General features: G+C 69.8%; 17 protein-coding genes. 3 read left to right on the top strand and 14 right to left on the bottom strand.

What is annotated here, in order from left to right; all coding sequences use genetic code 11:
- Positions 1-15: 15 nt before the first annotated feature.
- Positions 16-906, top strand: a complete 891-nt coding sequence (locus tag ACFCVM_RS13805; RefSeq protein ID WP_375837031.1) for an A/G-specific adenine glycosylase — start codon at positions 16-18, stop codon at positions 904-906.
- Here the strand turns inward: ACFCVM_RS13805 and rbfA are convergent, their stop codons facing one another.
- The 5 genes from rbfA to ACFCVM_RS13830 all read right to left on the bottom strand — a co-directional run bounded on the left by rbfA (position 907) and on the right by ACFCVM_RS13830 (position 6,463).
- A complete protein-coding gene (rbfA, locus tag ACFCVM_RS13810; protein WP_375837033.1) occupies positions 907-1,398 on the bottom strand; it encodes a 30S ribosome-binding factor RbfA in 492 nt (163 codons plus the stop codon).
- 127 nt (positions 1,399-1,525) lie between these two features.
- Complete coding sequence (infB, locus tag ACFCVM_RS13815; protein WP_375837034.1) at positions 1,526-4,348, bottom strand: translation initiation factor IF-2; 2,823 nt, start codon at positions 4,346-4,348, stop codon at positions 1,526-1,528.
- A gap of 83 nt (positions 4,349-4,431) precedes the next feature.
- A complete protein-coding gene (locus tag ACFCVM_RS13820) occupies positions 4,432-4,695 on the bottom strand; it encodes a YlxR family protein (RefSeq protein WP_115962395.1) in 264 nt (87 codons plus the stop codon).
- Between the two features lie 78 nt (positions 4,696-4,773).
- Positions 4,774-5,772, bottom strand: a complete 999-nt coding sequence (nusA, locus tag ACFCVM_RS13825; protein ID WP_375837037.1) for a transcription termination factor NusA — start codon at positions 5,770-5,772, stop codon at positions 4,774-4,776.
- Positions 5,773-5,905: 133 nt separating this feature from the next.
- Positions 5,906-6,463: a helix-turn-helix domain-containing protein gene (locus ACFCVM_RS13830; protein WP_375837040.1), complete on the bottom strand. Its 558-nt coding sequence runs from the start codon at positions 6,461-6,463 to the stop codon at positions 5,906-5,908.
- A 161-nt stretch (positions 6,464-6,624) separates the two neighbouring features.
- Here ACFCVM_RS13830 and ACFCVM_RS13835 point away from each other — a divergent pair, with 161 nt between their 5' ends.
- Positions 6,625-8,241, top strand: a complete 1,617-nt coding sequence (locus ACFCVM_RS13835) for a flavin monoamine oxidase family protein (protein ID WP_375837042.1) — start codon at positions 6,625-6,627, stop codon at positions 8,239-8,241.
- Positions 8,242-8,343: 102 nt separating this feature from the next.
- On the opposite strand, the gene ACFCVM_RS13840 is transcribed toward ACFCVM_RS13835, so the two are convergent.
- Both ACFCVM_RS13840 and ACFCVM_RS13845 read right to left on the bottom strand, forming a co-directional pair.
- The gene (locus ACFCVM_RS13840) at positions 8,344-10,107 is read right to left on the bottom strand and encodes a proline--tRNA ligase (RefSeq protein ID WP_375837044.1); all 1,764 of its coding nucleotides are present in this window, start codon (positions 10,105-10,107) and stop codon (positions 8,344-8,346) included.
- A 44-nt stretch (positions 10,108-10,151) separates the two neighbouring features.
- Positions 10,152-10,370: a hypothetical protein gene (locus tag ACFCVM_RS13845; RefSeq protein ID WP_056013941.1), complete on the bottom strand. Its 219-nt coding sequence runs from the start codon at positions 10,368-10,370 to the stop codon at positions 10,152-10,154.
- A gap of 116 nt (positions 10,371-10,486) precedes the next feature.
- Between ACFCVM_RS13845 and ACFCVM_RS13850 the strand changes: the two genes are divergently transcribed.
- Positions 10,487-11,929, top strand: coding sequence for an RNB domain-containing ribonuclease (locus ACFCVM_RS13850; protein ID WP_375837045.1), 1,443 nt, complete (start codon positions 10,487-10,489; stop codon positions 11,927-11,929).
- Positions 11,930-11,959: 30 nt separating this feature from the next.
- Here ACFCVM_RS13850 and ACFCVM_RS13855 read toward each other — a convergent pair whose 3' ends face one another.
- From ACFCVM_RS13855 to ACFCVM_RS13885, 7 genes are all read right to left on the bottom strand, one after another.
- A complete protein-coding gene (locus ACFCVM_RS13855) occupies positions 11,960-12,154 on the bottom strand; it encodes a hypothetical protein (protein WP_375837046.1) in 195 nt (64 codons plus the stop codon).
- A 74-nt stretch (positions 12,155-12,228) separates the two neighbouring features.
- Positions 12,229-13,359, bottom strand: a complete 1,131-nt coding sequence (ispG, locus tag ACFCVM_RS13860; protein ID WP_375837047.1) for a flavodoxin-dependent (E)-4-hydroxy-3-methylbut-2-enyl-diphosphate synthase — start codon at positions 13,357-13,359, stop codon at positions 12,229-12,231.
- Positions 13,360-13,446: 87 nt separating this feature from the next.
- A complete protein-coding gene (locus ACFCVM_RS13865) occupies positions 13,447-14,211 on the bottom strand; it encodes a hypothetical protein (RefSeq protein ID WP_375837048.1) in 765 nt (254 codons plus the stop codon).
- 58 nt (positions 14,212-14,269) lie between these two features.
- Positions 14,270-14,992: a hypothetical protein gene (locus ACFCVM_RS13870; protein ID WP_375837049.1), complete on the bottom strand. Its 723-nt coding sequence runs from the start codon at positions 14,990-14,992 to the stop codon at positions 14,270-14,272.
- Positions 14,993-15,015: 23 nt separating this feature from the next.
- On the bottom strand, positions 15,016-15,732 hold the full coding sequence (locus ACFCVM_RS13875; RefSeq protein WP_375837050.1) for a hypothetical protein: 717 nt from the start codon (positions 15,730-15,732) through the stop codon (positions 15,016-15,018).
- A 171-nt stretch (positions 15,733-15,903) separates the two neighbouring features.
- Positions 15,904-16,953, bottom strand: coding sequence for an alpha/beta fold hydrolase (locus ACFCVM_RS13880; RefSeq protein WP_375837051.1), 1,050 nt, complete (start codon positions 16,951-16,953; stop codon positions 15,904-15,906).
- A gap of 15 nt (positions 16,954-16,968) precedes the next feature.
- The gene (locus tag ACFCVM_RS13885) at positions 16,969-17,601 is read right to left on the bottom strand and encodes a CoA transferase subunit B (protein WP_375837052.1); all 633 of its coding nucleotides are present in this window, start codon (positions 17,599-17,601) and stop codon (positions 16,969-16,971) included.

A 17,601-nucleotide genomic window follows, 5' to 3' on the forward strand; every position in this document is an offset into this window, starting at 1 on the left:
CCGTAGGCTGGACGGATGCCCCGAACGTCCGACGCCGATGCGATCGCCCCCGCGGTCATCGCGTGGTTCGCGGATGCCGCGCGGCCGCTGCCGTGGCGCGCCGCCGACGTCTCGCCGTGGGCCGTGCTCGTGAGCGAGTTCATGCTGCAGCAGACGCAGGTCGCGCGGGTCGTGCCGAAGTGGGAGGCGTGGATCGAGCGGTGGCCGACCCCGGCTGCCCTCGCTGCCGAGCCACCGTCCGAGGCGGTTCGCGCGTGGGACCGACTGGGCTATCCGCGGCGGGCCCTCTGGCTCCACCGCGCCGCGGTCGAGATCGTCGAGCGCCACGGCGGCGAGGTGCCCGCCGACCTCGACGCCCTTCTCGCACTGCACGGCGTCGGGCCGTACACGGCACGAGCCATCGCCGCTTTCGCCTTCGGCCTCCGTGTGCCGGTCGTCGATACGAACACCCGGCGGGTCATCGCGCGCTCGGTCGCCGGGCAGGCGGAGCCGGGGCCGCCGTCGACGGCACGGGATCTCGCCGCGATGGCGGCGCTGCTCCCCCGCGACGACGACGCCGCGCGCCGGTTCAACGCCGGCGCGATGGAGCTCGGTGCGACGATCTGCACCGCACGCGCGCCCGAGTGCGACGCGTGCCCGATCGCCGGCTCCTGCGCGTGGCGGGCCGACGGGTATCCCGCATACACCGGCCCTCGGAAGGCCGGGCAGGCCCGCTTCGAAGGCTCCGACCGCCAGGTGCGCGGACTCGTCATGCGGGAGCTGAGGGCGGCGCACCGCCCCGTCGGGCGAAGCGAGCTCGAGCCCGTCTGGGCCGACGTCGCTCAGCTCGACCGCGCGCTCACGACGCTCGTCGCCGACGGCCTCGCCGTCTCGGACGCCGAGGGCTACCGCCTGCCCGAGGGCTGATCAGCGCGCGGCATCCGCTTCATCGACACTCTCGTCGCCTTCGGCGACGCCGAACTCGTCGTCTTCGTCGAACTCGCGCGGCTTGACGTACGGGTCGGACTCGCCGGCGTACTCGGCCGTCGCGGCGAGCGACGCCGTCTCGGCGTCGCGTGTCTGCGCCTCGCGGAGGAGCGCGCTGATGTGCTCGGCGTTCTCGGGGATCGCGTCGGCGATGAACTCGAGCGACGGGGTCAGTCGCGCCGTGATGTTGCGACCCACCTCGCTGCGGAGCATGCCGGTCGCGGCCTTCAACGCCTTGGCCGAGTCTTCACGCTCTTCGTCGGTACCGTACACCGTGTAGAAGATGCTCGCGTGCTGCAGGTCGCCCGTGACGCGAACGTCGGTGATGGTGACGAACCCGAGCCGCGGGTCGCGCAGCCCCTTGTCGAGCCGCTTGGCCACGATCTCCTTGATGCGATCGGCCATCTTCCTGGCCCGTGCCGGATCCGCCATGTCCTTACCCTTCTCTCACCCCGCTCCGACCTGCGCCGGAGGGGTCCCGCTCTCGTGTCGAGTGAATCGGGGAAGGGGTCCCGCTCTCTTCACTCAGGAAGAGAGCGGGACCCCGACCCTCGAGCAACTAGGCGCGGGGCTTCTCCCGCATCTCGATGGTCTCGATCTCGTCGCCGACCTGGATGTCGTTGAACTTGCCGAGGCCGATGCCCGCCTCGAAGTCCGTGCGGACCTCGGTGACGTCGTCCTTGAAGCGGCGCAGCGACTCGATCGCGAGGTTGTCGCCGACGACGACGCCATCGCGGATGACACGAGCCTTGGCGTTTCGCGTGATCGTTCCCGACCGCACGATGACACCGGCGATGTTGCCGAACTTCGAGGAGCGGAAGACCTCGCGGATCTCGGCGACGCCCGACTGGACCTCTTCGTACTCGGGCTTCAGCATGCCCTTGAGCGAGTCCTCGATCTCGTCGATGGCGTTGTAGATCACCGAATAGAAGCGGATGTCGACGCCCTCGCGAGCGGCGCGCTCGCGCGCCTTCGTGTCGGGTCGCACGTTGAAGCCCACGATGATCGCGTTGTCGATCGTCGCGAGGTTCACGTCGCTCTCGGTGATGGCACCCACACCGCGGTGGAGGATGCGCAGCTGCACGCTGTCGTCGACCTCGATCTTCATGAGCGACTCTTCGAGCGCCTCGACGGCACCCGACACGTCACCCTTGATGATGAGGTTGAGCGACTCGACCTTGCCCTCTTCGAGCGCACGGGTGAAGTCCTCGAGCGAGATGCGCTTGCGCGCCTTGGCCAGCTGGGCGTTGCGCTCGGCGGCCTCTCGCTTCTCGGCGATCTGACGCGCGGTGCGGTCCTCCTCGGTGACGAGGAAGGTGTCGCCGGCTCGCGGCACGCTCGAGAGACCCTGCACCTGCACAGGGCGGGACGGGGTGGCCTCGGCCACGGCGTCGCCGTTCTCGTCGACCATCGCACGAACGCGGCCGTAGGCCGTGCCCGCGACGATCGCGTCGCCGACGCGCAGCGTTCCGGACTGGATGAGCACGGTTGCGACCGCACCACGACCCTTGTCGAGCTTCGCCTCGATGGCGACACCGCGAGCGTCCTTGTTGGGGTTCGCACGCAGGTCGAGACCGGCGTCGGCGGTGAGGAGCACTGCGTCGAGCAGGTCCTGGATGCCGATGTTCTCGCGAGCCGAGACGTCGACGAACATCACGTCTCCGCCGTACTCCTCGGCGACGAGGCCGAACTCGGTGAGCTGCTGGCGCACCTTGGCCGGGTTGGCGTCGGGCTTGTCGATCTTGTTCACCGCGACCACGATCGGCACGTTCGCCGACTGGGCGTGGTTCAGCGCCTCGACCGTCTGCGGCATGATGCCGTCGTCGGCCGCGACCACGAGGATCGCGATGTCGGTCACCTGCGCACCACGTGCACGCATGGCGGTGAACGCCTCGTGACCCGGGGTGTCGATGAAGGTGATCGCGCGGTCCTTGCCCTCGTGCTCGGTGTGCACCTGGTAGGCACCGATGTGCTGGGTGATGCCGCCGGCCTCGCCCGCGACGACGTTCGCGTTGCGGATCGCGTCGAGGAGTCGGGTCTTACCGTGGTCGACGTGACCCATGACGGTGACGACCGGAGGACGCTGCTGGAGGTCTTCGTCGGTCTCGTCCTCGAGCTCCTGGTCGAGGTCGATGTCGAAGCCCTCGAGGAGCTCGCGGTCTTCGTCTTCGGGCGAGACGACCTGGATCTTGTAGCCGAGCTCCTCGCCGAGCACCTGGAAGGTGGCCTCGTCGAGCGATTCGGTCGCGGTCGCCATCTCACCGAGGTGGAACAGCACCGTCACGAGCGAACCGGGGTTCGCGTCGATCTTGTCGGCGAAGTCGGAGATCGACGAGCCGCGACGCAGACGGATGACGGTGTTGCCGTCGCCGCGGGGAACGCTCACGCCGCCGAGCGACGGGGCTTCCCGCATCTCGAACTCGGCCCGCTTCGTCCGCTTCGACTTGCGCGACTTGCTCTTGCCGCCACCACGACCGAAGGCACCTGCGGTGCCACCGCCGGGGCCGCGACCACGGCCGCCGCCGCCCGCGGGACGCGGGCCGCCGAAGCCGCCACCGGGCGCGCCGCCGGGACGCTGGAAGCCGCCACCGGCACCGCCGGGACGGGCGCCTGCGCCACCGCCTGCGCCACCGGGACGCTGGAAGCCGCCGCCGGGACGACCGCCTGCACCGGCCGGACGCGGAGCGCCGGGACGCGGCGAACCGGGTCGCGGCGCCTGCGGGCGCGGGATGTTGCCGGGGCTCGGGCGCTGGCCCATGCCCTGGGCACTCGAGAAGGGGTTGTTGCCCGGGCGCGGCTGAGCGGGGCGCGAGCCCATGCCCTGCGAGCTCGAGAACGGGTTGTTGCCGGGGCGGGGCGTTCCGCCGCCGGCGGGGCGGGGAGCTCCGGGACGCGGAGCTGCAGCAGCACCGGGCTTCGGGGCGCCGCCGGGCTTGGCGACATCGCCGTCGGTCGATGCGGCGGCCGTGGCATCCGTCGACTTCTCGGCTGCCGCCTGCGCTGCGCGCTCCTCAGCCTGCGCCTGGCGCTCGGCGACCGTGAGCGGTGCTTCGACGACGGGGGCCTCTGCGGCCTCGACCGGCGCCGGGGCGGGAGCCGCGGGTGCGGCCGGAGCCTTCGGTGCCGGCTTCGGGCCGGGCTTGGCGCCGGGCTTCGCGGCGGAGGCCGCTGCGGGCGCGGCAGGCGCCGGAGCTGCGGGAGCTGCGGACGCGGCCGCGCCTGCGGCCTCGAGCGCCGCCTTCAGGCGACGTGCGACGGGGGGTTCGATGGACGACGAGGGTCCCTTGACGTACTCGCCCATCTCCTTGAGCTTCTCAAGGGCGATCTTGCTGTCGACACCGAGTTCGGATGCGATCTCGTGTACGCGTGGTTTGGCAGCCACTTCTCTCCTGTTCCGGGTCCGACCCCGGACAGGGGCAGACCATCAATGGCGGACGGGACTCATTTCGAGCCGCTCATTAGTTGTCACTCATTGGTCATCACTTGTGGGTTCAGCCTGTTCTCTACGTTGCCGGTGTCCACCTCGCCGCGAATGCGGAGCGCTCGCCCGAAGGCGCGCTTCCGAACGGCGAGGCGGTAGCACTCGAGTGTCGGATGCAGCCACGCACCCCTGCCCGGAAGCACAGCCGTGACATCGGCCACGACGTGGGAGTTCTGGGAGACGACCCTCAGAAGTGAGGACCTTGGGGCACGCGAACGGCATCCGATGCACGTTCTGACGGGTTCCATCTTACACTCTGCGCTGTGCGGCCGCCGACGGCGGCCGATCGGTGGACATTGGCGGTGACCGCCGGGCGGTCGTCGGGCTCAGTCGGACTCGAGGACCGAGTCGGGCTGGATGTCGATCTTCGCGCCCGTCAGCTTCGCGGCGAGGCGGGCGTTCTGGCCCTCCTTGCCGATCGCGAGCGAGAGCTGGTAGTCGGGCACGAGTGCGCGAACCGCACGCGTCGCCTCGTCGATCACGAACGCGCTCGTGACCTTCGCGGGGCTGAGCGCGCTCGCGACGAAGGTCGCGAGGTCGTCGTTCCAGTCGACGATGTCGATCTTCTCGGCGCCGAGTTCGGCCGTGACGGCACGAACACGCTGGCCGAGCTCGCCGATCGCGGCGCCCTTGGCATTGACGCCGGGCTGGGTCGCGCGCACGGCGATCTTGGTGCGGTGGCCGGCCTCGCGGGCGAGCGAGACGATCTCGACGACACCCGAGGCGATCTCGGGCACCTCGAGGGCGAAGAGCTTGCGCACGAGCGCGGGGTGGGTGCGCGACACGGTGATCGACGGGCCCTTGAGGCCCTTCGCGACGCTCGTCACGTAGACGCGGATGCGCTGGCCGTGCAGGTACTCCTCGCCGGGCACCTGCTCTTCGGGGGGCAGGATCGCCTCGACGGTGCCGAGGTCGATGTGCACCATTCGCGGGTTCGGACCCTGCTGGATCATGCCCGCGACGATGTCGCCCTCGCGCCCGCGGAACTCGCCGAGCACGGCGTCGTCGGCGATGTCGCGCAGTCGCTGGTTGATGACCTGCTTCGCGGCGAATGCGGCGATGCGACCGAAGTCGCTCGGGCTGTCTTCGGCCTCGCCGACGACATTGCCCTCTTCATCGAGCTCGGGAACGAACACCGAGACGTGGCCGGTCTTGCGATCGAGGTGCGCACGTGCGCCGTCGGGGTTCGCATGTCCGTGCTGGTCGGGATGGGTGTGCTTCAAGTAGGCCATGAGAATGGCCTGCTCGATGATCTCCACCAGCTCGTCGAATGGGATCTCTTTCTCGCGCTCCATCATCCGCAGCACGCTGAGGTCGATATCCATGAACCCGGCCTCCTCTATTCAGCTCTCACGCCGCTTCCCCTCGGAGCGGACAGGACTCTACGGTACCGGATGTCGCGGCCCTCGGTCAGCCATGGTGGACGCTCCCGACGCTCCCTGCGGTCGCGACCGCACCTCAGTCGGCGGGGGTGGGCGGGCTGTTCACCCAGACGAGCTCCGCCTCGCCGTCGCCGTCGTTCGCCACGCGGTGCGGAGTGCTGCTCGCGAAGACGATGCTGTCGCCCGTCGAGAGCAGGTGCACCTCGTCGGCGAGCTCGACGCGAACGCTCCCCCGCAGCACGAGCAGGACCTCCTCGGAGTCGCCGTGCCGATACTGGCTGGGTCCTGTCGACCCGCCGGGATCGATGGTCACCGCGTACATCTCGAGGTGCCCGAACGGGGGCTCCGTGAGGAAGGTCTTCGTCATGCCGTCGCTCGCGGAGAGCGTGCGCCGGAGGCCGGCGCGCACGACCCGGGCCGCCGAGACGGGACCCGGCTCGACGAGGTCCGCGAGCCCGACGCCGAGGGCGTCGGCGAGTCGCCGCAAGGTCGAGATGCTCGCGTTCGTCCGTCCCGTTTCGAGCTGGCTGAGGAACCCCGAGGTGACGCCGGCCAGGTCGCCGAGGGCGCGCTGCGAGAGCCGCCGGGCGACACGGTAGCGACGCACCTGCTCGCCGACATCGTTTCCGGTCACTCCCACCTCCAGTCACGGCCCCGCGGATGCCGCGGCGCGCCGTTCAGCCGGGGACGCGACAAGTTGGGGCTTGACGCGCCACGCGGCATCCTGCTCAATTGCACTAAGCAACATGTTAAGCAGCACTGATCCCAACACCAACGGATTGCGAGGCTCTCATCATGACAGGTTCCCGAGGCACCACCCCGCTCAGCGCACGGCTCGGCCGCATCCTCCGCGCTCACGCCGAAGCCGATCGAACCGGCGTCCCCGTCGAGGACGTGCTCGGGCGCGAGCCCGAACCGCCCAGGAGCATCAGCCGGCGCAACGCGCTCATCGCCGGAGGCGCGATCGGCGCCGGAGCCGCCCTCGCCATGGCGACGCCCGCGCACGCGGCAGTGGCCAAGCCCGGCCCTGCACCGAAGGTCGTGATCGTCGGCGCGGGCCTCGCCGGTGTGCGCGCCGCCCACTGGCTCTGGCGGGTGAAGGGCATCGCGTCGACGATCTACGAGGGCAGCGCCCGGGCCGGGGGCCGCTGCTACAGCCTTCGCGGCTACTTCGACGACGGCATCGTGGTCGAGCACGGGGGCGCGCTCATCAACACCGACCACAACGCCACTCGGAGCCTCGCGTCGAACCTCGGCTTGAGCCTCGACGTCGTCGCGGGCGGCAGCTACCAGGGATGGGACGACAAGTACTGGATCGACGGCGCCGACTACCCGTACGACGACGCGAACGCCGACTGGGGCGTCGTGCACCAGGCGTTCAAGTCGGCGCTCGCGAGCGCACCGTACTGCCAGACGTACGACAGTCACACGGCGGCCGGAGTCGCCCTCGACCAGCTGAACGTCGACCAGTGGCTCGCCGCGAACGTGCCCGGCGGCCTCTCGAGCCGCTTCGCGAAGCTCATGCAGTCGAACGTGATGAGCGAGTACGGCCTCGAGCCGCACGAGCAATCGGCGCTGAACCTCGTCTACCTGCTCGGGTGGAACGCGCAGAACAGCCTGTCTCCCGTGAACGGCGCCGACGAGAAGTACTCCGTGAACGGCGGCAACGACCTCCTGGTCTCGCGCATGCTCGAGGAGCTGCCCGCGAACACCGTGCGGTACGGCTACCGGCTCACCGCGGTCAAGCGCAACACCGACGGCACCGTGCGGCTCAGCTTCCAGGTCGGCAACTCCACCGTCGACCAGACCGCCGATCGCGCGATCCTCGCCCTGCCGTTCACGACCCTGCGGGACTGCGACCTCACGCAGTCGGGCTTCTCGGCATTGAAGCGACGTGCGATCGATGAGATCGGACTCGGTGCGAACGCCAAGGTGCACGTGCAGGTGAGCCACCGGCCGTGGGTCGAGCAGGGGTATGGCGGCGCCGCCTACACGAACAAGAACGGCTTCCAGTGCGGATGGGACGACACCGCCGATCACCCCCTGCCGACCGGCGTGTTCAACTTCTTCCCCTCCGGCGACCAGGTGAAGGCGTGGACGGGCGGCGCCTTCGGCCCGGCGAGCGCCTCGCAGGTGAACGGTCTCCTCGCGCAGGCCGAACCGATCTTCCCCGGCATGACCGCCGCGTACTCCGGCAAGTCCTATCGCGATCTCTGGTGGGCGAACCCGTGGTCGAAGGGCTCCTACACGGTGCTGCGCCCAGGGCAGTACACCTCGCTGTTCGGCGCCGGTTCGGTGCCCGAGGGCAACGTGCACTTCGCGGGCGAGCACACGAGCGTCGACTACTTCGGCTTCCTCAACGGTGCCGTCGTGTCGGGCGAGCGGGCCGCGAAGGCGGTCGCGGCGTCGTGACGGCGTTCGGGCGACGTGCCGTCGGCACGCTCGCCCGACGCACCGCTCGCCCCGTCGGTCGATGAGACCGCAGGGGCGAGCAGTTCAGGCGAACCGTCGGCGTCAGGCGAGCGCTGCGGCGACCTCGCCGATCGCGACCTGCGTGCGCTCCCCCGTCGCCCGGTCCCAGACCTCAACGATGCCGTCGGCGACGCCGCGGCCCGCGATCACGATCTTCGGCACGCCGATGAGCTCGGCGTCGCCGAACTTCACGCCGGGCGAGACCTTCGGGCGGTCGTCGAAGAGCACGTCGAAACCGGATGCCTCGAGCCCGGCCACGATCGTCTCGGCCGCTTCGAACACGGCCTCGTCGCGACCGGTCGCCACGACGTGCACGTCGAACGGCGCCACGGCGGGCGGCCAGATGAGGCCCTTGTCGTCGTTGTTGTCTTCGGCGATGATCGCGAGGATGCGGGTGACGCCGATGCCGTAGGAACCCATGGTGACGGTCGCGAGCTTGCCGTTCTCGTCGAGCACCTTGAGGCCGAGGGCCTCGGCGTACTTGCGGCCGAGCTGGAAGACGTGGCCGATCTCCATGCCGCGAGCGAGTTCGACCGGGCCCGAGCCATCGGGAGCGGGGTCGCCCGGCAGCACGTTCGACGCCTCGACGGTGCCATCGGCGACGAAGTCGCGGCCGGCGACGAGACCGAAGACGTGCTTCTGGTCGACGTTGGCTCCGGTGATCCACTCGGTGCCGTCGACGACCCGCGGGTCGACGAGGAATCGGATGCCGGTGGCGGATTCCTCGCCGAGCACGGCACCGCCCTCGGACCACGGGCCGATGTAGCCCTTCACGAGGCCGGGGTGCTTCGCGAAGTCGGCCTCGGTCGCGGGCTCGACCTCGCCCGGGGCGAAGGCGACCTCGACGCGCTTCATCTCGACGTCCCGGTCGCCGGGCAGGCCGATGACGACGAGCTCGCGGGTGCCGTCGGGCGCCACGACGGCGAGCACGACGTTCTTCAGGGTGTCCGCCGCGGTCCATGCGCGCCCGTCGGGCCGCGGGTACTCGGCGTTCGCGAGGTCGACGAGCGTCGCGATCGTCGGGGTGTTCGGCGAGTCGAGCACGAGGGGCGCGGGAAGCCCGTCGAACGGGATCGACTCGGGCACGACGGTCTCGAACGCCTCGACGTTGGCCGCGTAGCCGCCGGCCGAGCGCACGAAGGTGTCTTCGCCGACGGGGGTCGGGTGCAGGAACTCCTCGCTCTTCGAGCCGCCCATCGCGCCGGCATCCGCCTTGACGATCACGTACTCGAGTCCGAGGCGCGTGAAGATGCGCTCGTAGGCGTCGCGCTGCGCCTGGTAGCTCACGTCGAGGCCCTCGTCTGAGACGTCGAACGAGTACGCGTCCTTCATCGTGAACTCACGGCCGCGCAGGAGGCCGGCACGGGGCCGGGCCTCGTCGCGGTACTTGTCCTGAATCTGGTAGATCGACAGCGGCAGGTCTTTGTACGAGTTGTAAAGGTCCTTCACGAGCAGCGTGAAGACCTCTTCGTGCGTGGGCGCGAGCAGGTAGTCGGCGCCCCTGCGGTCCTGCAGGCGGAAGAGGTTGTCGCCGTACTCCGTCCAGCGGTTCGTGACCTCGTAGGGCTCGCGCGGCAGGAGCGCCGGGAAGTGCACTTCGTGCGCGCCCGCGTTCGTCATCTCATCGCGGATGATCGCCTCGATCTTCGCCTTCACGCGCAGGCCCAACGGCAGCCAGGCGAACACACCTGGCGCCTGACGCCGGATGTAGCCGGCGCGCACGAGCAGGCGGTGGCTCGTGACCTCGGCGTCGGAGGGGTCTTCGCGGAGCGTACGGAGGAAGTAGTTCGTCAGGCGTGTGGGCACCCGACGATTCTACTGAGCACCGCGGATGCCTCCCGCCCGGGTGGTCAGGTGAGGTCGACGTCGACCACTTCGACGCCGCTCTCGGCGAGGTGACGGGTGACCTGGTCGGCCCAGTTGATCAGGTCGAACAGTGCGGTGTCGAGGCTCTCGAGCACCTCGAGCACGCGCGGGTGCACGTCACCGTCTTCGAATTCCTCGATGAGGTGGTACGCGTCGTCGCGGGCGTTCGCGGCGTTCTCGAGGTGGCGGCTGTTGATCGTCATCCTCGAATTCTATCGGCGGCTCGACACGTGATCGGCCCTGGCCGCGAGCCGGCGTGACTCGCCGGGAGTCCGAACGCCGAGGCATCCGTTCGCCGTGCTGCTCGTAGGCTGGCCGCATGCCGAGCCGCCGAACGCACGTCACGGATTCCCTCGCGCAGAGCGAGCTGGCGGTCGCGCTCGCCCGGCTCCGCGCCGAGCTCGACGTGCCCGAGTCGTTCTCGCCAGAAGTGCTCGCCGAGGCCGAGGCGACGCGTGCGGCAGCACCTGGCACCGATCTGCGCGAACTCGCGTTCGTCACGATCGACCCGCCGGGATCGACCGACCTCGACCAGGCGCTCCACATCGAGCGCCGCACCGCCGGGTTCGTCGTGCACTACGCGATCGCGGATGTCCCCGGTTGGGTGATCCCCGACGGCGCTGTCGACCTCGAGGCCCGGCGCCGCGGGCAGACCCTGTACGCGGCCGACGGCAGGGTGCCGCTGCATCCGGTGGTGCTCAGTGAGGACCGCGCCTCGCTGCTGCCCGATGCCGACCGCAGCGCATTCGTGTGGGCGTTCGAGCTCGACCAACGCGGCGAGGTGACGTCGACCCGACTCACCCGGGCGACGGTGCGCTCGCGCGAGCAGCTCACGTACGACGAGGCGCAGGCCCGCATCGAGGCGGGAGACGGCGACGAATCGTCGCTCGCGCTGCTGCGGGAGGTCGGGCTGCTGCGCATCGAGCTCGAGCGCGCTCGTGGAGGCGCGAGCCTCAACGCCCCCGACGAGGAGATCGTGCGCACGACCGACGGCGGCTATTCGCTCGAACGCCGGCACCCGCTGCCCGTCGAGGAGTGGAACGCGCAGCTGTCGCTCATGACCGGGATGGCGGCCGCGCAGCTCATGTTGGGGGCCCGCATCGGCGTGCTCCGCACGATGCCGAAGCCGAGCGCCGAGCGCATCGCGGCGTTCCGTGCGCAGACCCGCGCGCTCGGCCTCCCGTGGCCCGAGACGATCTCGTACGGCGAGTACCTTCGTGGCCTCGACCGCGCCGACCCTGCCGCGCTCGCGGTGATGCAGGCGGCATCCGGTCTCTTCCGCGGCGCCGGCTACCTCGCCCTCGACGGCGAGGTGCCGCCGGATCCGATCCAGTCCGCGCTCGCGGCGCCGTACGCGCACGTCACCGCGCCGCTGCGTCGCCTGATCGACCGCTGGGGGCTCGTCGTCTGCGAGGCGCTCTGCGCCGGGCGCGAGGTGCCCGAATGGGCACGCTCGTCGCTGCGCGAACTGCCGTCGCTCATGGGCGCATCGTCGCAGCGCGCGAGCCGACTCGACGCCGAGTCCATCGCCAGGGTCGAGGCGGCGCTGCTGAGCGCACGGGTCGGCGAGCGCTTCGTCGCGACGGTGCTCGAGGTGCGCGGTGAGCGGGCGGTGCTCCAGCTCGCCGAACCCGCGGTGACCGCGACGTGTCCGGCGCCCGCCGACGCCCGCGCCGGGACCGAGCTCGAGGTCGAGCTGCTCGCGGCCGACATCGCGACGGGCACGATCGAGTTCGGTCCCGTCACGGCCGCGCCCGCCTGACCGGCTCGGCGCCGAGGGTCGCGAATGCGGTCAGACGCCCTCGACGTCTTCCTCGTCGGCGAGGGCGAACCTCTCGAGGTCGCCCTCAGCCTGCGTCGCGGCATCGTCGGTGTCTTCGTCGATGCCCTCGTCGGCACCCTCATCGGTGCCCTCGTGGAGTGTGCCCATGCCATCGGGGTAGCCCGCCGTGTCGGGGTACTCGAACTCGCTGCCGTCACCGCTCATCGCGGTCTCCTCTCGCGATCGGATGCCCCGGGGCATCCGCTGCCGCCCACCATACGCTCGGGCGGCGCTCGCGACTACGGGGTGAGCACCTCGGGAGTGCCGACCGGCGCGTCGGCGCCCATCTCGTCGGCGATGCGGTTGGCCTCTTCGATGAGCGTCGCGACGATCTCGGACTCGGGCACGGTCTTGATGACCTCGCCCTTCACGAAGATCTGGCCCTTGCCGTTGCCGGATGCCACGCCGAGGTCGGCCTCTCGGGCCTCGCCCGGTCCGTTGACGACGCAGCCCATGACGGCCACGCGAAGCGGTACGGTCATGCCCTCGAGCCCGTCGGTGACGTCGTTCGCGAGTTTGTAGACATCCACCTGCGCCCGGCCGCACGACGGGCACGAGACGATCTCGAGCTTGCGCTCGCGGAGGTTCAGCGACTGCAGGATCTGCAGGCCCACCTTGACCTCTTCGACCGGCGGAGCCGACAGCGAGACGCGGATGGTGTCGCCGATACCCTCGCCGAGCAGGATGCCGAACGCCGTGGCCGACTTGATCGTGCCCTGGAACGCCGGGCCGGCCTCGGTCACGCCGAGGTGCAGCGGCCAGTCGCCGCGCTCTGCGAGCATGCGGTAGGCCTTGACCATGACGATGGGGTCGTTGTGCTTGACCGAGATCTTGAAGTCGTGGAAGTCGTGCTCCTCGAAGAGGCTCGCCTCCCACACCGCCGACTCGACGAGCGCCTCGGGCGTCGCCTTGCCGTACTTCTGGAGCAGGCGAGGGTCGAGCGAACCGGCGTTCACGCCGATGCGCAGGCTCACGCCGGCCGCCTTGGCCGCCGCCGCGATCTCGCCGACCTTGTCGTCGAACTTGCGGATGTTGCCCGGGTTGACGCGCACGGCGGCGCAGCCGGCATCGATCGCCTGGAACACGTAGTTCGGCTGGAAGTGGATGTCGGCGATGACGGGGATCTGGCTCTTCTTCGCGATGATCGGCAGCGCTTCGGCGTCGTCACGGCTCGGCACGGCGACGCGCACGATGTCGCAGCCCGATGCCGTGAGCTCGGCGATCTGCTGCAGGGTGGCGTTGATGTTCGTCGTGGGCGTCGTCGTCATCGACTGCACGCTCACCTGGGCGTCACCGCCGACGAGCACCTTGCCCACCTTGATCTGGCGGGACTTGCGTCGCGGGGCCAGTACCTCAGGGACTTTGGGCATTCCGAGATTCACAGCAGGCACGTGACGAGTCTACTTCCGCGCGGAGGGTCGGCGGCTGTGAGGTAGCATCCGCCGGCACGCCGATCGCTACGCGCAGCCTTCGGCGACGATGTAGGGCGCGCCGATCCAGATGACGGTGCCCTCGTCGTCGACGCCGTCGGGCGGCCCGCCCATCGAGTCCCAGTTCGCGAGCGCGACGCCGTATTCGCGCTCCACATTCCCGCCTTGCCATTCCACGTACTCGTCGATGGTGACGACGTCGACCCCCTGTCCCACGCACGTCCAGTCATCGGAATCGAAGCCGGGGGCGAGATCGGCGAGGATGTCACCCGCCTGGTAGCCCGAGGGTGTGGTGAGCTCGACGTCGTCGTACGTCGGTGCGTCGAAGTACACGGAGAACCGAGGCCACGACATTCCGATCGACTCCGCCTCGCGACGGGCTTCGTCGTAGTGCCGTTCTTCGATCTCGACGTCGCCCCAGACATGCGATGTCGACGGGGGCGTGTGGTTGCTCCCCGGGCTCTCCTCGTCGACCGGCGCTGCACCGAACACGATAGAGAGCGCATCAATGACGCCCGCCGGCTGGTCGAGGTAGTGGAACTGCTCGACCAGTGCGCCGTCACGATCGCGAAGGTCGAGGGTCTCGGCAGTGGCGACGAGCGCCACCACTCCCTCGAGGGGATCGGCCGCAGGCGTCGGCGTCGGAGAGAGCGGCGGGTTCGTGGTCGCCGTCGGCGACGGGGTGGGCATCGGGCTCGGCCCGACGCAGCCGGTCAGCGCCGCGGTGAGCGCCGCGGTCAGCGCCAGTGCCGCGAGACGCCATCGAGTCGGTCCCGGTCGTTTCATGGCCATTCGCACTCCATCTCATTCGTCGCTTCGAGGCGTCGGCCGCCGAATCGTCCTGCAGGCATCACGCGCAACCGTCGCGATGCATCACGCGCGGTGCCGTCACGCTCGCGATGACCGTGCCATCGTCGGACGCCCGGAACTCGACCGAGTTCCGTGAATCCTCCACGGTGCCGTCCGAGTACGTCCTCGGCAGGACGACGACCTCGCCGTACCGCTCATCGCACAGTCCGTTCCGGATCGCGGCCGGCGATGCGACGAACTCGGCCCAGGGCTCGCCCGCGACATGGTTGGAATTCGTCGCGAGCACGACGTCGCCGGATGCCCCCGCCGTGAAGGCGACCCGGAAATTCGGATACCAGGGGCCCGCCTCCAGGTCGGATGGCGCGTCGGGATACAGCGGCTCGATGAGTTCGACGCCGACCCACCGGTGAACCGTGCTCGGCAGTTCGTAGTTCGAACCGGCATCCTCTTCGATGGTCGGAGGCTCGCCGAACACCGTCGTCAGCGTCGCGACCGCCGCGGCCGTGTCCGAGAGATAGTCGAACGACTGCACGACGGACCCGTTCGCGTCCTGCAGTTCGATCGCCAGTGGACGCGCGACGAGCGTGGTCACGGCGTCGAGCGGTTCCGGAGCGGGCGCCGGGGTCGAGTCGGGCGCCTCGCTCGCCACCGTCGAGGGTGCAGGAGGATTCGAAGCAACCGAACATCCCGCGAGCAATGTCGCTGCGAGCACGAACGTGGCGGTGGACGCCATCGCGGCGCGCAGCCCCGTGAAACTCCGCATGGTTCTCCGCTTCATCCGCCGCGTCAGGCGCACTCGTCATGGATCTCGAGCGGGGCCGAGATCCGGGCGACGGTGGATTCGTCATCCGAAGCCCGGAAGACCACCGCGACCCGCTGGTCGTCCACGTTGCCGTCGGAATCCGTCAGCGGCACTTCGACGAAGTCGAGGTACGGCCCCGAACACCCCGACGGGTTCGTCTGCAGCGCGGGCTCGGAGACCAGCTCGGCCCACTCTGCGCCGACCTGGTACCCCTCCGCGGTGGTCAATTCGGCTTCACCCGACATCGGGGCGCTGAACCACACGCTGAACGACGGCGAGTAATAGCTGCGCGGCAACTCGGCCACTTCCCCCGTGTACTCGGGTTGGCGGAGTTCCATGCCGCCCCACCGATATGCGATGCCGGGGGCGTAGTGACTGTTGCCGGGGTACTCCTCGCTCGCCGGTGCGGCGCCGAACACGGTCTCGAGCGCCGCGATGGCCTCAGCCGCATCTCCGAGGTAGTCGAGCGACGCGACGACCGCGCCGGAATCGTCCCGCAGTTCGAGCGCCTGCGGTCGGGCGACGAGGGCCGTCACGCTCTCGAGCGGGTCGCTCGGAGCAGTAGTGGGGCTCGGCGACGCCGACACCGCTGCGGTGGGAGTCGGTTCGGCGCCGGCGGTGCCCACGCACCCGCCCAGTGCGAGCACAGCAAACGCCGCCACCCCGGCGGCGACGCGGACAAGGTTGCTACGACGCGGCATCGATGCTCCATTCCGATGGAGGCATCCTCAGCCCCCACGTTGAATTCTGTCTCATGCATGTCTCCGCTTCGGACACGATGCGGCAACGAACAGGCCCTCCGCTGATCAGTATCGGGCACGCCCCGGGATTCGAGCGTCAGGGACTGCCCTGATGCGGCGCCGGCACGATGCTCAGGCGGACAGATGCGCGACGAGCGCGTCGCGGAACGCCTCGGGGTGTTCGAGGTGCGGCGAGTGCCCGCAGTTCTCGAGCTCGAGCTCGATGACCGTGCCACCGGCATCGGAGTAGCGAGCGAGCACGGCACGCGTCTGCGAGATCATCGGCTGCGGGGGCGCGACCTCGGCCCCCGGCCAGCCCGGGATGATGCCGGCGGCACCGAGCTGGTTCAGGTCGAAGAACGAGGCGTCGCCGACGATCGCGTCCTGCGAGCCGTGGATCCAGAGGATCGACGGCTTCGCCGCGAGGTCGACGATGCCGCTCACGTCGAACACGGTCGGCGCCATCGTGTTCAGCACTCCGCGGCCGCCCGGCGCGAATCCCGGCCAGTTCTCGGAGACCGTCGAGTCGCCCGGGTAGTTGTCGGGGCCGATCGCCGTCGAGAGCATCGACTCCACCCAGACGTCTTCATGCTCGGAGACGAAGCCCGGCGCCACATAGCTCGAGCGGTACACCGCGCGCGGTGAACCAGCCTCGTCGCTCCGGTCGCCGGCCTCGAGCCGGGCCACGAAGTCGGGGTTCACTCCCCCGCCGCCCGTGCCCGCGGCATCCGTGATGAGCAGCGAACCGTCGAGTGCGGTGCCGCCGAACCCGTACGGCGACACCGGCGACTGCAGCGTGAGGCTCGCCACGAGATCGGGCCGGTCGAGCAGGAGCTGCATGACCACACCCCCGCCCATGCTCCAGCCCACGAGGTGCACGGGGCCGAGATCGAGGGCGTCGATGACGGCTGCCACGTCGTCGGAGAAGTCCCGAAGGCCGCGAGTGGCGTCGACCGGCAGCGTCTCGCTGTCGCCGAAGCCGCGGAGGTCGACCGCGTATGCCGCGATGCCGGGCGGCAAAGCGAGCATCGTCGGCTGCCAGAACAGCGACGATGACACATTGCCGTGCACGAAGACGACGGTCGCCGACGGGGCATCCGCTCGCCGCTCGAGCACGCCGGCCACGAGACGCGGCGTCTCGACGGTTCGGGAGACGATGCCGGGGAAGATCGTTTCGATCATTGGGCGATGGTCCGTTCAGTCCGTGATCAGTGGCGGTTCGGTCGCGGCCACGACCTCGTCGACGCTCACGCCCGGCGCGCACTCGACGAGCCGCAGGCCCTCGGGCGTCACGTCGATGACGGCGAGGTCGGTGATGATGCGGTGCACGACCGCGCGCCCCGTGAGCGGCAGCGAGCACTCGTTCACGATCTTCGCGGAGCCGTCTTTCGCGACGTGCTCCATGAGCACGATCACCTTGCGGGCGCCGTGCACGAGGTCCATCGCACCGCCAGGACCCTTGACCATCTTTCCGGGGATCATCCAGTTGGCGAGATCGCCCGTGGCGGACACCTGCATGGCGCCGAGGATGGCGGCGTCGATCTTGCCGCCGCGGATCATGCCGAAGCTCGCCGCCGAGTCGAAGTACGCAGCGCCGGGCAGCACCGTCACCGTCTCCTTGCCGGCGTTGATGAGATCGGGGTCGACCGCGTCGTCGGTCGGATAGGGTCCGACGCCGAGGATGCCGTTCTCGGACTGCAGGAGGATCGTGACCCCGTCGGGCACGTAGTTGGGCACGAGCGTGGGCAGGCCGATGCCGAGGTTCACGTAGGAGCCGTCGGCGAGTTCACGGGCGGCCCTGGCGGCCATCTCGAGGCGGGTCAGTGCCAT

The organism is Agromyces sp. NPDC056389, assembly GCF_042262385.1.
Classification (GTDB): domain Bacteria; phylum Actinomycetota; class Actinomycetes; order Actinomycetales; family Microbacteriaceae; genus Agromyces.

What these genes read in the sequence shown, in the direction of transcription:
- ACFCVM_RS13805 (WP_375837031.1), top strand. Translation starts at nt 16, where the DNA reads ATGCCCCGAACGTCCGACGCCGATGCGATCGCCCCCGCGGTCATCGCG.
- rbfA (WP_375837033.1), bottom strand. Translation starts at nt 1,398, where the DNA reads ATGGCGGATCCGGCACGGGCCAGGAAGATGGCCGATCGCATCAAGGAG.
- ACFCVM_RS13820 (WP_115962395.1), bottom strand. Translation starts at nt 4,695, where the DNA reads ATGGAACCCGTCAGAACGTGCATCGGATGCCGTTCGCGTGCCCCAAGG.
- nusA (WP_375837037.1), bottom strand. Translation starts at nt 5,772, where the DNA reads ATGGATATCGACCTCAGCGTGCTGCGGATGATGGAGCGCGAGAAAGAG.
- ACFCVM_RS13835 (WP_375837042.1), top strand. Translation starts at nt 6,625, where the DNA reads ATGACAGGTTCCCGAGGCACCACCCCGCTCAGCGCACGGCTCGGCCGC.
- ACFCVM_RS13845 (WP_056013941.1), bottom strand. Translation starts at nt 10,370, where the DNA reads ATGACGATCAACAGCCGCCACCTCGAGAACGCCGCGAACGCCCGCGAC.
- ACFCVM_RS13850 (WP_375837045.1), top strand. Translation starts at nt 10,487, where the DNA reads ATGCCGAGCCGCCGAACGCACGTCACGGATTCCCTCGCGCAGAGCGAG.
- ACFCVM_RS13855 (WP_375837046.1), bottom strand. Translation starts at nt 12,154, where the DNA reads ATGAGCGGTGACGGCAGCGAGTTCGAGTACCCCGACACGGCGGGCTAC.
- ispG (WP_375837047.1), bottom strand. Translation starts at nt 13,359, where the DNA reads ATGCCCAAAGTCCCTGAGGTACTGGCCCCGCGACGCAAGTCCCGCCAG.
- ACFCVM_RS13865 (WP_375837048.1), bottom strand. Translation starts at nt 14,211, where the DNA reads ATGGCCATGAAACGACCGGGACCGACTCGATGGCGTCTCGCGGCACTG.
- ACFCVM_RS13870 (WP_375837049.1), bottom strand. Translation starts at nt 14,992, where the DNA reads ATGCGGAGTTTCACGGGGCTGCGCGCCGCGATGGCGTCCACCGCCACG.
- ACFCVM_RS13875 (WP_375837050.1), bottom strand. Translation starts at nt 15,732, where the DNA reads ATGCCGCGTCGTAGCAACCTTGTCCGCGTCGCCGCCGGGGTGGCGGCG.
- ACFCVM_RS13880 (WP_375837051.1), bottom strand. Translation starts at nt 16,953, where the DNA reads ATGATCGAAACGATCTTCCCCGGCATCGTCTCCCGAACCGTCGAGACG.
- ACFCVM_RS13885 (WP_375837052.1), bottom strand. Translation starts at nt 17,601, where the DNA reads ATGGCACTGACCCGCCTCGAGATGGCCGCCAGGGCCGCCCGTGAACTC.